General features: G+C 45.4%; 14 protein-coding genes and 5 tRNA genes. 3 read left to right on the top strand and 16 right to left on the bottom strand.

Going from position 1 to position 13,256, the window contains the following annotated elements; genetic code table 11:
• Positions 1 to 72: 72 nt before the first annotated feature.
• The 8 genes from BLQ44_RS00810 to BLQ44_RS00775 all read right to left on the bottom strand — a co-directional run bounded on the left by BLQ44_RS00810 (position 73) and on the right by BLQ44_RS00775 (position 3,859).
• Positions 73 to 687 carry a superoxide dismutase gene (locus BLQ44_RS00810; RefSeq protein ID WP_093190855.1) on the bottom strand — a complete coding sequence of 205 codons (615 nt, stop codon included), beginning with the start codon at positions 685 to 687 and terminating at the stop codon, positions 73 to 75.
• 194 nt (positions 688 to 881) lie between these two features.
• Positions 882 to 954, bottom strand: a tRNA-Phe gene (locus tag BLQ44_RS00805).
• Between the two features lie 11 nt (positions 955 to 965).
• Positions 966 to 1,060, bottom strand: a tRNA-Ser gene (locus BLQ44_RS00800).
• 9 nt (positions 1,061 to 1,069) lie between these two features.
• Positions 1,070 to 1,143: transfer RNA gene (locus tag BLQ44_RS00795), tRNA-Ile, on the bottom strand.
• Between the two features lie 3 nt (positions 1,144 to 1,146).
• Positions 1,147 to 1,222, bottom strand: a tRNA-His gene (locus BLQ44_RS00790).
• Between the two features lie 15 nt (positions 1,223 to 1,237).
• Positions 1,238 to 1,311: transfer RNA gene (locus BLQ44_RS00785), tRNA-Met, on the bottom strand.
• 139 nt (positions 1,312 to 1,450) lie between these two features.
• Positions 1,451 to 3,088, bottom strand: a complete 1,638-nt coding sequence (locus BLQ44_RS00780) for a Na/Pi cotransporter family protein (protein WP_093191993.1) — start codon at positions 3,086 to 3,088, stop codon at positions 1,451 to 1,453.
• A gap of 144 nt (positions 3,089 to 3,232) precedes the next feature.
• Positions 3,233 to 3,859 carry an NfeD family protein gene (locus tag BLQ44_RS00775; RefSeq protein ID WP_093190852.1) on the bottom strand — a complete coding sequence of 209 codons (627 nt, stop codon included), beginning with the start codon at positions 3,857 to 3,859 and terminating at the stop codon, positions 3,233 to 3,235.
• 196 nt (positions 3,860 to 4,055) lie between these two features.
• On the opposite strand from BLQ44_RS00775, the gene ispG reads away from it, so the two are divergent.
• Positions 4,056 to 5,159: a flavodoxin-dependent (E)-4-hydroxy-3-methylbut-2-enyl-diphosphate synthase gene (gene ispG / locus BLQ44_RS00770; protein ID WP_093190849.1), complete on the top strand. Its 1,104-nt coding sequence runs from the start codon at positions 4,056 to 4,058 to the stop codon at positions 5,157 to 5,159.
• A 79-nt stretch (positions 5,160 to 5,238) separates the two neighbouring features.
• On the opposite strand, the gene BLQ44_RS00765 is transcribed toward ispG, so the two are convergent.
• Both BLQ44_RS00765 and BLQ44_RS00760 read right to left on the bottom strand, forming a co-directional pair.
• The gene (locus BLQ44_RS00765) at positions 5,239 to 5,607 is read right to left on the bottom strand and encodes a hypothetical protein (RefSeq protein ID WP_093190847.1); all 369 of its coding nucleotides are present in this window, start codon (positions 5,605 to 5,607) and stop codon (positions 5,239 to 5,241) included.
• 118 nt (positions 5,608 to 5,725) lie between these two features.
• The gene (locus tag BLQ44_RS00760; protein WP_093190844.1) at positions 5,726 to 6,439 is read right to left on the bottom strand and encodes a transglycosylase SLT domain-containing protein; all 714 of its coding nucleotides are present in this window, start codon (positions 6,437 to 6,439) and stop codon (positions 5,726 to 5,728) included.
• Between the two features lie 216 nt (positions 6,440 to 6,655).
• Here BLQ44_RS00760 and BLQ44_RS16845 point away from each other — a divergent pair, with 216 nt between their 5' ends.
• Positions 6,656 to 6,832, top strand: coding sequence for a DUF2624 family protein (locus BLQ44_RS16845; protein ID WP_093190842.1), 177 nt, complete (start codon positions 6,656 to 6,658; stop codon positions 6,830 to 6,832).
• Positions 6,833 to 6,914: 82 nt separating this feature from the next.
• Here BLQ44_RS16845 and BLQ44_RS00750 read toward each other — a convergent pair whose 3' ends face one another.
• Positions 6,915 to 7,808, bottom strand: a complete 894-nt coding sequence (locus tag BLQ44_RS00750) for a deoxyribonuclease IV (RefSeq protein ID WP_093190839.1) — start codon at positions 7,806 to 7,808, stop codon at positions 6,915 to 6,917.
• Positions 7,809 to 7,825: 17 nt separating this feature from the next.
• Positions 7,826 to 9,148: a DEAD/DEAH box helicase gene (locus tag BLQ44_RS00745; RefSeq protein ID WP_093190838.1), complete on the bottom strand. Its 1,323-nt coding sequence runs from the start codon at positions 9,146 to 9,148 to the stop codon at positions 7,826 to 7,828.
• 137 nt (positions 9,149 to 9,285) lie between these two features.
• On the opposite strand from BLQ44_RS00745, the gene BLQ44_RS00740 reads away from it, so the two are divergent.
• Complete coding sequence (locus tag BLQ44_RS00740; RefSeq protein WP_093190835.1) at positions 9,286 to 10,257, top strand: 4-hydroxy-3-methylbut-2-enyl diphosphate reductase; 972 nt, start codon at positions 9,286 to 9,288, stop codon at positions 10,255 to 10,257.
• Positions 10,258 to 10,350: 93 nt separating this feature from the next.
• Here the strand turns inward: BLQ44_RS00740 and BLQ44_RS00735 are convergent, their stop codons facing one another.
• The 4 genes from BLQ44_RS00735 to BLQ44_RS00720 form a co-directional block, all read right to left on the bottom strand.
• Positions 10,351 to 11,454 (bottom strand): Nif3-like dinuclear metal center hexameric protein, encoded by a 1,104-nt coding sequence (locus BLQ44_RS00735; protein ID WP_093190834.1) that lies wholly within the window; start codon positions 11,452 to 11,454, stop codon positions 10,351 to 10,353.
• Complete coding sequence (locus BLQ44_RS00730) at positions 11,432 to 12,148, bottom strand: tRNA (adenine(22)-N(1))-methyltransferase (protein ID WP_245688069.1); 717 nt, start codon at positions 12,146 to 12,148, stop codon at positions 11,432 to 11,434. Before BLQ44_RS00730 ends, BLQ44_RS00735 begins: the two co-directional genes overlap by 23 nt.
• 61 nt (positions 12,149 to 12,209) lie before the next feature.
• Positions 12,210 to 12,566 (bottom strand): cytochrome c550, encoded by a 357-nt coding sequence (cccA, locus tag BLQ44_RS00725; RefSeq protein WP_093190828.1) that lies wholly within the window; start codon positions 12,564 to 12,566, stop codon positions 12,210 to 12,212.
• A gap of 104 nt (positions 12,567 to 12,670) precedes the next feature.
• Positions 12,671 to 13,195, bottom strand: coding sequence for a hypothetical protein (locus BLQ44_RS00720; RefSeq protein WP_093190826.1), 525 nt, complete (start codon positions 13,193 to 13,195; stop codon positions 12,671 to 12,673).
• Between the last annotated feature and the right edge of the window lie 61 nt (positions 13,196 to 13,256).

Here is a 13,256-nt window from a genome sequence, read left to right as displayed (position 1 = left end):
CCACTTCCGTTTACTTGTCATCATTTTTCCAAAAAAATCTCCTGTCTTTAACGACAGGAGATTATCTGTTGATTACTTAGCAGCGTCGTAACGCTTCTGTACTTCATCCCAGTTGACTACGTTCCAGAATGCTGCAACGTAATCAGGGCGACGGTTCTGATAGTTCAGGTAGTACGCGTGCTCCCAAACATCCAGACCCAGGATAGGCGTTTTGCCTTCCATGATCGGTGAATCCTGGTTAAGCGTATCAATGACTTCAAGGTTGCCGTTGTTCACGACGAGCCATGCCCACCCGGAACCGAAACGTCCTTTTGCAGTCGTTTCGAATTTCTCTTTGAAATCGTCAAAGCTTCCGAATGTGCTCTTGATTTTGTCAGCGAGTTCTCCTGAAGGTTCTCCACCACCGTCTGGAGACATGATCGTCCAGAAAAGACTGTGGTTGGCATGACCGCCACCGTTTCTGCGTACAGGAGTCTTGATATCCTCCGGTACTGCTTCAAGGTTGTTCTGTAGAAGCTCCTCGAGCGTCTTGTCCTGAAGATCACTGTGACCTTCAAGCGCGTTGTTCAATTTCGTAACATACGTGTTGTGGTGCTTCGTATGGTGAATGTTCATCGTTTCCTTATCGATTGTCGGCTCCAATGCGTCATAAGCATATGGTAGTTCTGGAAGTTCAAATTTAGCCATAAATAAAATCCTCCTTTAATGTGATATGTAAGGGATGGAACCCTTACTATTAACTTACCAAACGGTCAGTATTGATGCAACTGATTTGAATGCAGTGCTTGCTGCACATTTATGTACTTACCACAACTGTTTTTAAATTAAACAAAAAATCCACCAAACTCTCTGGAGTTTGGTGGATACTTTCTTTGTAGAAGTGGCTCGGGACGGAATCGAACCGCCGACACACGGATTTTCAGTCCGTTGCTCTACCGACTGAGCTACCGAGCCGTTATAAGGGATGGCGGAGGAGGAGGGATTCGAACCCCCGCGCGCCCGGAAGGACGCCTGGCGGCTTTCGAGGCCGCTCCCTTCAGCCGGACTTGGGTACTCCCCCGTATAGTAATGGACCCTGCAGGACTCGAACCTGCGACCGATCGGTTATGAGCCGATAGCTCTAACCAGCTGAGCTAAGGGTCCGTATGGGGCGGTTGATGGGGATCGAACCCACGAATGCCGGAGCCACAATCCGGTGCGTTAACCACTTCGCCACAACCGCCGTAGTAATATGTAGTGGCGGCGGAGGGAATCGAACCCCCGACCTCACGGGTATGAACCGTACGCTCTAGCCAGCTGAGCTACACCGCCATAGGAAGTATTTTAACGACGCTATTTAATATAGCACGCTAATTGATTAATTGTCAATGACTCAAGGGATTTTTTTATATTCCTTATGATTACTTTCCATATAATATAGAAAAGAGAGGGGAGCCCCTCTCTTTTATCTCTATAGGCTTTCTTTTTCTCCGAGAACTTCTTCTGCGATGTTGACGGCATGGTCCCCGATACGTTCAAGGTTGCTGAGCATGTCCACGAACACGATACCGGCCTGACCTGAGCAGATGCCTTCGTTCAGACGGATGATGTGCTTCTTGCGGTACGTGCGTTCCATGCGGTCGAGTTCGTTCTCTTTCCTTACTACGGCCCGAGCCTCTTCCTCATCCATCGTTTCGAGGGATCTTGTCGCCTGGCTTACCGTCTGCAAGGTAAGATCGAACATTTCGTTCAGATCATCGTGAGCCTGTTCTGTAAGGTTCACTTTATGCGTATTCTTATAATCGATCAGTTCTATCAGGTTTTCAAAGTGGTCGCCGATCCGTTCAAAATCACGTACGGAGTCGATGAGTGCCCCGTGTTTATGACTGTCTTCATCAGATAATGAAGCTTGGGACAAGTCGACCAGATAATCGGTGATCTTTCTATCCAGATTATTAAGCGCCTCTTCGACTTGCATTGCCATCTCCGAGTGCTTTCGCTGGTTATTCGTCAGATATTTATTTGTTTCATTCAAACCTTTATAAGCATATTCACCCATTCGGATAACTTCCGCCTTCGCCTGATCCAGCGCAAGCGACGGGGACTGTTCGATGAAAATCGGATCAAGGTGCTGAGGTTTGTACTCGATGACCTCATCTTCACCAGGAACGAGTTTCACTACAATCCACGCGAGTACTGCAATGAATGGAAATTGAACAATCGTGTTTGCAATGTTGAAGGAACCATGTGCAAAAGCTATCGTCATCTCAGGTCCGAGATCAAGACTGCTACTGATCCAACGGACATAAGCTTCAAATGGTACGAGCAACAATAGGAAAACCACGGCACCAAGGACGTTGAAAATCACGTGGGCGAAAGCAGCCCGCTTCGCACCGATGCTTGCCCCGATCGCTGCCAGAGCAGCTGTTACTGTCGTTCCTATATTATCCCCGAACAATACAGGCAGTGCTGCATCAAGCGAGACGAGTCCTTCTCCCATCAAGCTTTGCAGAATACCGATCGTGGCACTGGAACTTTGAACAATGACTGTGAACAATGTGCCCACTACTACACCGAGAATCGGGTTGTTACTCATACTTACAGTAAGCTCTGTGAAAGCCTGGACATTTTCAAGCGGCTCTACCCCTTTACCCATGGTCTCAAGACCAAAGAAGAGAGCACCGAAGCCGAACAGGGTCTGTCCCCAATTCGTGACTTTGTGATTTTTGAAAAAGAAAATCAGGAACGCTCCGACTGCAAGAATCGGAAGTCCGTATGCTTTGATATCGATACCTATGATAAAGGCGGTCAAAGTTGTACCTATATTGGCACCCATGATGACGCCGATCGCCTGTCTGAACGTCATGAATCCTGCGTTTACAAGACCTACCGTCAGCACGGTCGTCGTCGAACTACTTTGCAGAAATCCGGTTACGATTGCACCGGCAACCACGCCCATAAACGGGTTTTTCGTAAATTTGTCGAGAACATCTCTCAGACGATCCCCGGCCGTACGCTGAAGTCCGTCCGCCATGTATTTAAGACCGAATAGAAATATTCCCAGGCCACCAAAAAATTGAAATAGAATGTCCTGATAACTGATATCCAATTTCTCCACCCTTTCATCATCCAAATAGTGCAAATTCATTTTATCTCTGTTTTGCCTCATTCATTATTAACGATGGAAGGATCGATTGTAAAGGATATTCGCGAATCTTAACATTAACTTTACAAAACAAAATGGAAGCCTTCCTCAGGCTCCCATTTTCTTCACGAGTATTCTTGTTCCATCTGCATGTTCCACTTTCACTGCATCACCTTTTTCAAGCCACTTTCCATTAGTCGTAGCGCTGTACTCTTCCCCATCTACTTGAATCGTTCCTGTAGGACGCATATCCGTCACAGCTGTCCCTTCTCTTCCTATTAGAGATTTATACGTTTCATTCATGCTATTATAGCCCATTTCTGAAGAAAGTTGATCTTTGAGAGCCACTTTCCCCCAAACTTGGCGTTTCGGAAATACCTTCAAAAACACAAGAGAAGAAAAGCCTCCAAGAACCACTCCACTGGCACTGTACAATCCGGCTCCCCAGGAAGGAGCGCTAAGACTTACAGATAGAACCATAATTACAGCTCCTATCGTCCCCAGCGTTCCATCATTAACGAATTTCCCGTCAACTATCAGAAGCGTAAGTCCGAGCACATACATAGCCCCCATAAGGAAAAACATGTCCGGCTCCAGGTAAGAATAAAAATAAACAGTGATGAATCCTACGCCTAATAAGGCGAACACTCCTTTCATTCTTACAAGCAGCTCCCCTATCAAAAACATGGTACCGAAAAACGTTACGAAAAATGCTATCCAGTCATATGCTAACATCGCTCTCACCTCACCTTTACTTTTATATACGAAATGATAAGGAATTCGGTTTCATTAATTTCTCTCACTTTGTAGAAAATTAGAAACATGATATGATATTACTGTTCAGTATAAAGGAAAAGGAAGACTTCTCATTTAGGATAATAGCCTTTATAATGAGACGAGAAACCTTTTAAACGTAAAAGGAGCGATTTGAATGGCGATTACGCATAGAAAAGACACGCGACCGGTTAAGGTCGGGAACCTGACAATCGGAGGTTCCGATCAGGTCGTCGTCCAGTCCATGACGACAACGAAAACACATGATGTGGAAGCGACAGTTGCCGAAATCCATCGCCTGGAAGAGGCGGGCTGCCAAATTGTACGCGTAGCATGCCCGGACGACCGTGCGGCGGATGCAATTCCTGAAATCAAAAAAAGAATCAATATACCACTCGTCGTTGACATACACTTCGATTACCGCAAAGCGTTGAAAGCGATCGAAGGCGGAGCAGATAAAATCCGTATCAACCCGGGTAACATCGGGAAACGCGAAAAAGTGGAAGAAGTAGTTAAGGCCGCCAAGGCGAACGGAGTCCCTATCCGTATCGGTGTCAACGCCGGTTCTCTTGAAAGACACATTCTCGAAAAATACGGGTATCCAACTGCCCAGGGAATGGTAGAGAGTGCTCTTCATCACATTCAGATTCTTGAAGAACTCGACTTTCATGACATCATCGTCTCCCTGAAAGCATCTGATGTGAAACTCGCCATCGATGCATATGAAAAAGCAGCGGAACAGATTTCTTACCCTCTTCACCTGGGAATCACTGAATCGGGTACGTTATTCGCCGGCACCGTCAAAAGCGCAGCAGGTCTCGGAGCTATTCTAAGTAAAGGAATAGGAAGTACGGTACGGATCAGTTTGAGTGCGGACCCTGTAGAGGAAGTCAAAGTGGCAAGAGAACTATTGAAGACTTACGGTCTTGCTTCAAACGCAGCGACACTCATCTCCTGTCCGACATGCGGACGTATCGAGATCGATCTGATCAGCATCGCCAATGAAGTGGAGGAATACATCCAGACCATTAAGGCACCGATCAAAGTGGCCGTCCTCGGTTGCGCGGTGAATGGTCCCGGTGAAGCGAGAGAAGCGGATATCGGTATTGCCGGAGCACGGGGAGAAGGCCTTTTATTCAGGCACGGAGAAATCATCCGTAAGGTACCAGAAGAAATTATGGTGGATGAACTCAAAAAAGAAGTGGACAAACTTGCAGAAGAACATTATGAAAAACAACGGGAAGAAGGAATCATCAATTGATGATACTCTTCCGCGAAAAGAAGGCTGTCGGAAAAGATTCCGACAGTCTTTTTTATTGGACAATAACTAATCACGGATTCTACATCATTCGGAACATCCCTGTCATCATCGGAAAAAAGATACTGAACAATAAAGAAGCGATAGATAAGCCGATAGCGATGGCTCCTACTGTGGCTCCCCCTCTTCTGAACCCGATAACCCCAAGGATCAATCCTCCCGCGGCAAGAAGAAACGGTGCAAGGAAGTAGGACAATACAGCGGCCGTCAGACCGAGCCAGGCCATGCCCGTTCTGGAATCCACTTCGTAGTTCGTCCCGGGTTCGTCGCCGGTATTCGAATTATAAATTTCAGCTTCCTGAGCCGCCTCCGTATCGTACGTATTCTCTTCCCGATCCCCATGTTCCGGAGGCACCTCTACCTGATCTTTCTTTTCGTCATACTCAGACATATTCACACCTCCTTATTCTTTATTATCTGACCACTCCTTCTCTTTATGCGCCCCGCCGGGCATACAAAAAATCCCGGACCATGGTTGTCCGGGATTTCTTCTGTAATGATATCGTTTTTCAGTTTGCGACTGCTACCGTCGTATGATTCTGTGCTTTTGACTGGATTTCGACAGCATACCAGCTTTTTGCGTGACCGTTGTTATCCATATACTGATTAAGACCACCCATGCCGCGGTGATAAGCAGTCAAAGCCTTGTCCCAATTGCCCTCGTACTCCTGATGAAGAAAATCAAGATACGTGACCGAAAGCTTCATCGAATAGTAAGGGTCGAACAATTTTTCTTTTTTATATTCCAGATTGGCCATATCTGCAATCCATGGAGCTGTGTTCGTCATGAACTGACTCATTCCATAAGCATGTCCATATTTCGTCTCGGGACCAACGAGTTCAGGGTCGAACGTATTACCCGTCTCCACTTTCAAGAGTTCGTATACAAGAAACGGATCGATTTCCTTCGCTTTCGATTCTTTAACGAGGAACAAAGCCCAGGATTTTTTGAACTTTCCTTCACTTTCTTCAACGATCTTCTCCGCTTTCTTATCCATCTCTTTCCATTCTTTCACGTTATCCGCATTGAAAGCGGGCTCCTCGTTCAATTTTGTAGTAACGTATTCATTCTCAGACTGTAACTGGTCGATTTCAGCTTGGAGCTCTTCGTTTTCGGATGATAATTTATTATGAGTGCGCGCATTCCACTGATCTACCGCTACAACCGTTACTGCAATTGCCAAAACAGCTATGACACTTTGCCATATGTGTTTTTTCTGCATCAAATGACTCATCTCCTTCTCATTCTCACAACTTTAGGCCCAATTTCCTGTGGACCTATTTGTACATGCTAACGAATAGTATATGTAATTGCAATTCATTTACTCATATCATTCCCCTTCACGGATGCATATCATAAAAAAGAAAACAAAAGAAAGGAGGTAATCCCCCTGAGTTCACTGCCGGATCCAGCTTATGTAAAAAATATATGCAAACGTATGGGAATAAATCTGGATGAGGAAAAATTGCAACAATGTATTCATTACCTTAAGCGTGAGTCTTTAAACATCTTTGACACAAATGACCGAAAAAAAATGTATAGGTATTTAGAGAAATATTTCTCCGATGCTGAAGTTGCAAAAATAAAAGACGTCGCTGAGAGATATTTTCGTTAACACAAAAATTCCCGAACAAAGTACGTATGTTCGGGAATTTCTTCTTAATCAAGCGACATTCACCACTGGATAAGCTCTCGTCTTATTGATTCATTATTTTCTCTTTTAATGTTTCGTCGAATGTGCCATTCTTCAACATATCGATTTCGAATCGATAAGGAGGTTTTTTATTCTTTTTATCCTCTCCGACATAAGGTGTCTCCAGAATCTTCGGCAGATCTTCAAGCTTCGGATGATGGACGACATAGTGAAGAGCTTCAAATCCTATATGACCGAACCCTATATTCTCATGGCGGTCCTTGGAAGCCCCTCTTTCATTTTTACTGTCATTGACGTGGATGACTTTCAACCGATCAAGTCCGATGATTCTATCGAATTCTTCAAGAACCCCGTCAAAATCATTTACGATATCATATCCGGCATCATGGACGTGACACGTATCAAGACAAACAGAAAGATGTTCGTCATGCTCCACACCGTCCATGATAGCAGCAATCTCTTCAAAACTTCGACCGATTTCAGATCCTTTCCCGGCCATCGTTTCAAGTGCGATCTGTACAAGCTGTTCTTTGTATAATACTTCATTCAGCCCTTCGATGATCTTGGTTATGCCTACGTCCGCTCCCTGACCGACGTGAGAACCGGGGTGAAGAACAATCTGTTTTGCGCCGAGCGCTTCTGTACGTGCAATTTCGCTCCGAAGAAAGTCGACACCGAGTTCAAATGTCTCAGGCTTTGTTGTATTTCCTACATTAATGATATAAGGGGCATGGACGACGAACTCTTCGATCCCATTCTCCGCCATATGAGCCTTACCATTTTCAATATTAAGTTCTTCAATCGGCTTCCTTCTCGTGTTTTGAGGAGCGCCGGTATAAATCATGAATGTATTTGCTCCGTAAGAAACGGATTCCTCGCTTGCTCCTTCGAGCATTTTCTTCCCCTTCATGGAGACATGTGAACCTAATTTGAGCATATGCTGAAAACCCTCCACTATTTTTTGCCTTTACGGTAACTTTCCCGTTTCATCTTCTTATAATTTTTATCCGCTTTGTATTTCATCTTTCTCTTATAGCCGGGTTTCACCTTTTTCGGCTTACGGACCATTTGTTTCGCCTTTTTCTCCATTTCGTTCTCTTGCTTTTCCCTGTTCTTGCGACGGTCGTAATCTTTCGCTTCTTTCCACTCCCCGTTTTTCACTTCATAAAAAGTGAAGGTGAGTCCTTTGTTCCGAAGTTTTTCGATCAAAGGGAGATCCTCTTCTTTGTAGAGGTTGATAGCGGTACCCTCCATCCCTGCTCTAGCCGTACGACCTACACGGTGAAGGTAAAATTCAGACTCTTTCGGCATTTGGGCGTTGATGACATGACTGACTCCCTGGATATCGATGCCACGTGCGGCAAGGTCAGTAGCGACGATGTACTGGAATCGAAGATCCTTCAGGTCTTTGAGAACCCTTTTCCTTTCTCTTGGACTTAATCCTCCGTGTATCAGACCCGGCTCCATGCCCCTCGCCGTGAGTTCCGCAGCTAGCTTATCCGCTTCATCTTTTCCATTGGTGAAAATGATGGCAAGGTATGGCTGAATCGCTTTTGAAATGTCGATGATGACATCCGCAGGGTTTTTATGCTTCAGCTCCACCAATCTATGTTCCATGGATTCTGGAGCCAACTGTTCTGTGTCCATTTCTATGAAAGCGGGAGACTGCAAATATTTTTTCAGAAACGGTTGCAACCGCTCAGGGATAGTAGCCGAGAAGACACCTACCTGGAGATCCTCTTTCATTCTTATAAGGATCTGATCAACTACATCAATGAAGCCCAGGTCCACCATCAAGTCGGCTTCATCAAGGATGAACGTTTTCGCTTCAAACAGGTCGAGGGCTCCTTCTTCCGTCATATCCAAAATTCTTCCCGGGGTACCCACTACGATCTGTGGTTGATTTTTCTTCAACTGTTCCATCATCCGTTGCTTGTCGCTGCCGCCGACAACGAGCTTGGCATTCACTTCTTCTCCGAATCGGGAATGGCTCAAGGATTTCTTCACTTCTTCATGGATCTGCATGGCCAGTTCTCTCGTCGGCGCGGTGATGACTGCCTGTACCTTCTTCTCTTTCGTCAAATGCTTGAATATCGGAAGCAGATACGCATGAGTCTTGCCGGACCCGGTGTGGGACTTGGCAACGACACTTTCTCCTCTCAGGAAGGGAGGTAATACTTTGTGCTGGATTTCGGTAGGCTCTCTGAATTGTAAGCCTTCAATAATATCAGAAACATTTTCATTTATATCGTATTGATTGAACGAATGTCTGGTCATAATCAAACTCCTTTAGTAAATATCCTTTCCCTATTATAATAGAGCATGAGTAAGAATGCACACTAATAATTTTTACATCAGCTCCGATAGCATTTATAATAGAGGATGAGTTCGAAGACGGAGGAGGACAAACGTACATGGAAGTTATCAAAATCGCCCCTCGTGGCTATTGTTATGGCGTTGTAGACGCGATGGTCATTGCACAGAACGCAGCAAAAGACCCGAATCTCCCGCGTCCGATATATATACTGGGAATGATTGTTCACAACTCCCACGTAACAGAAGCTTTTGAAGAAGAAGGAATAATCACTCTGGACGGAGAGAACCGTCTTGAAATCCTCGAGAGCATCAATGAAGGTACAGTTGTATTCACGGCACACGGCGTATCCCCGGAAGTGAAAGACCGTGCCAAAGAAAAAGGACTGATGACCCTCGATGCTACATGCCCGGATGTGACGAACACCCACAACCTTATCAGGGACAAGGTGGCAGAAGGATACGAGATCATCTATGTAGGTAAAAAAGGACACCCTGAACCGGAAGGCGCACTTGGAGTGGCACCCGGCAAGGTTCATCTTATCCAGACAGAAGATGAAGTACAGGACCTTAATGTGAATAGTGATAAACTGATGATCACCAACCAGACGACTATGAGTCAGTGGGACGTCTATGATGTGATGGAAGCGGTGAAGGAAAAGTATCCTCACCTCGAGAAACATCAGGAAATCTGTATGGCGACCCAGGTGCGTCAGGAAGCTGTGTCCGAACAGGCAGGTAAAGCTGATTTGACACTCGTCGTTGGAGACCCTCGCAGTAACAACTCCAACCGTTTAGCACAGGTATCTATAGAAAAAGCCGGGACCCAAGCTTACCGCATCAAGGATGTAACGGATATCGACCTGGACTGGCTAGAAGGTGTAGAAACAGTCGCAGTAACCGCAGGTGCTTCCACTCCTACGCCGATCACCAAAGAAGTGATCCGCTTCATCGAGAATTTCGATCCGGAAGATGAAGACACATGGATCCGGGAATCCAAAGTGGAACAGAAGAAGATTCTGCCACCGGTTAGTCGGAAGCAAAGAAAACCGAAAGCGTCCAAACAGAAATAGAACGAACTGCTCCTCTTTATGCCTCGGCATAGGGGAGCTTTTTTATCATCAAAAAAAGTCTGCCGAGTGATTCTCAGCAGACTTTCTCCTCTATCATTGAAAACGGAAAGGTTCGGTGTCGGATTCTGATAGGAGTACCTCAATATCGTGTTCTTCTTCAATCTTTTCTTTCATTGTAGAACAGATCAATTTCTCTACGTGATGACCGGGGTCGATGATTGCAAGTCCCATTTCAAGGGCGTCCTGCGCTTTATGAAATGTGACGTCTCCGGTGATAAGCACATCCGCCCCTTTCGCCTTGGCCGCCTTGAAGAAATCTTCTCCACTGCCCCCGACAACCGCGACGGTTTTCACCTTTTTGTCCCGCGCGCCTGTAACCCGCACAGCAGGAACATCATAAGCTCTTTTCACTTCTTCCACTAACTCATCGAGTGTCACTTTCTCAGCCAGTTCTCCGATTCGTCCGAGTCCCCGGTCTTCCCCGTTGATTTCTATCCGATACACATCATAAGCGGGCTCTTCATAAGGGTGGGATGAATGGATGGCGTCGATGACAGCGCTCAATTCTTTCTCTTTCACGATCGTTTCCACTTTCAGTTCCTTCACTTTCTCCAGTTCCCCTGTATTACCGATGTAAGGATCCGCACCATCCAGCGGCTTGAATGTCCCTTCACCCGCGATTTGGAACGTGCAGTGGCTGTAATCCCCCAGGTGACCCGCGCCTGCATCTGAAATGGCGCTTCTTAATCGTTCCGCATGCTCCACGGGTATATGAACAGCTACTTTATAAACGTTTTCCTGGAAGTTCGAAACGAAAGGCCTGGTTTTTGTAACTCCAATCGCTTCACTCAGCACATCGTTCACTCCACCTTCAGCAATATCGAGATTCGTATGGGAGGCATATACGGTAATATCATGAGAAAGAAGCTTCTGCAATATGCGCCCTTTCGGTTGGTCCGTATTGATAGCGGATGGCTTGACAAACAATAGCGGGTGGTGAGCTACGATCAGGTCTATGTCTTTCTGAATCGCTTCATCTACGACGTTCTCCAGCACATCAAGCGTTACCATCACTTTAGAAACCTGTTTATTTTTAGAACCGACTTGCAATCCGACATTATCCCAGTCAAAGGACCAGGACTCAGGGGCCCACTCTTCCATCACTTTGATCACATCATTCGCCTTTACGGTATTCATTGTATAGTACCTCCTTCAATTGCCCTATCTCCCGGGTCAGTTCTCTCTTTTTCTCCTCTTGATTCTGAGAGGACAATTCGAGCTGTTTCAGGATTCTTTCCCTGTTATTCAAATGGCTTTCCCATTTTTTCATAAACGGTGCAGCTTTCTGTTTCATCAACAAAGGTCCAAGCCACATTTCCACTTCTTTATTCTCTTCGGAATACAGGCTCTCATCAGCGTGACGATCCGCGATAAGAATTTCATATACATGCCCATTTTCTTCAAGGATCTCTTCATGTACAAGACAAAAGCCATGTTCCTCGAGCCATCTTCTCACAGCCACAGCATGGATGTTCGGCTGCAGCAGCAACCGTTGTACGCCCTCAAGTTTATCCTTTCCTTTGTCAAGGATAGAAGCGATCAACGGTCCGCCCATACCGGCGATGACAACAGCATTTACTTCCCCATTCTCCAGTACCTCAAGCCCGTCTCCGAGTCTGGCCTCGACCCGGTCCTCTAATTCCTGACGGGTAATTTCGGACTGGGCGCTTCTCAAAGGGCCTTCATTCACTTCTCCCGCAATCGCTCTTGCCTCGGGATGCTTTTGACAAAAGCTCACTGGCAGATAGGCATGATCCGAGCCGATATCTGCAAACTGAGCATCTTCCGGCAGAAACTTTGATAGTAATGATAGTCGTTCAGATAACTCCAAAATCGATCCTCCTCAAAAAGAAAAGCTCTCTGGAAACCAGAAAGCCTTTCTTATCACTTATTTATTGTTCTACCAACCATTCAGCTACTTTTTGTGCTTCTTCACCGGTGTACAATCCAGCAGGCATCTGCCCCTGACCATTTTCAATGGTACTCACGATTTCATCTACGGACAGACGATCCCCTACCCCTTGCAGGTTAGGACCGACTCCTCCGCCCAAATCGCCACCGTGGCAGCTGGCACAAGAATTCTGATACATTTCTTCAGGATTCGCACTGGCAGTCTGTTCTTCCCCACCGCCTTCTTCCTGACTCTCGATTGCTTGTTCCTGGTTCATCCCTACACTACTGATGACAATCATCGTCAAAATCCCGATAATAGCAATCAAAGCGAACGGAATCAATGGCTTTCTTTTCATGTAAGACTTCCTCCTTATGTACATATCTTCCTCAATTATATAATGACAAACTATGTTTATTTTACTTCAAAACATTCATTAAGAAAAGAGCATGCCCTTAAAATTTAAAAAAGCATATAAAGGATTATCCCAACTATAAGAACGACACTTATTATTCTTAAGTACAATATCTTTAAACGCAGACCTATCATGTACCAGGCTAAGGCGTTTACAAAAGAAATCATGAATACATATAGGTTAGCAAAATAGTAAGAGCCGACCGTCATGCTGAGCAGTAAGATCAGAAGCAGGCTTACGCTTAACGGGATATGGATCCATCCATCCTGCTTATAAATCCACCAGAACTGAAGACATGACAACAGGACAAATACCGACAAAAGCACCGTTTGCAAAATGATATCGTTTTCAGTAAAATAAATAACGACAAAAGATAAAGGAAGCATCAGGAAATTAAGTACATAATAAGCGAGAATCCCAGCTCTTCCTTTGAACACCGAAAACGTCGAATTTTTTTCTTCTCCTTCTGTATACAAAGCGAGAAGAAAATCACAGTACTTTTCCGGCAACAATTTGCTCTTTTTCCAATAATTTATTTCCTTTACAATAATCTGTTTACGATCCTGTGCCATCAGCGCCTACCTCCAAGAGATTAATGGGATGCGAAGCGGCATACTGCGACCGCTCCGCACC

The sequence above is a fragment of the Salimicrobium halophilum genome (assembly GCF_900100295.1).
GTDB classification, from domain to species: Bacteria; Bacillota; Bacilli; order Bacillales; family Halobacillaceae; genus Salimicrobium; species Salimicrobium halophilum.
The sequence above is the reverse complement of the archived record's forward strand: the minus strand, read 5'-3'. Positions and strand labels throughout refer to the sequence as shown.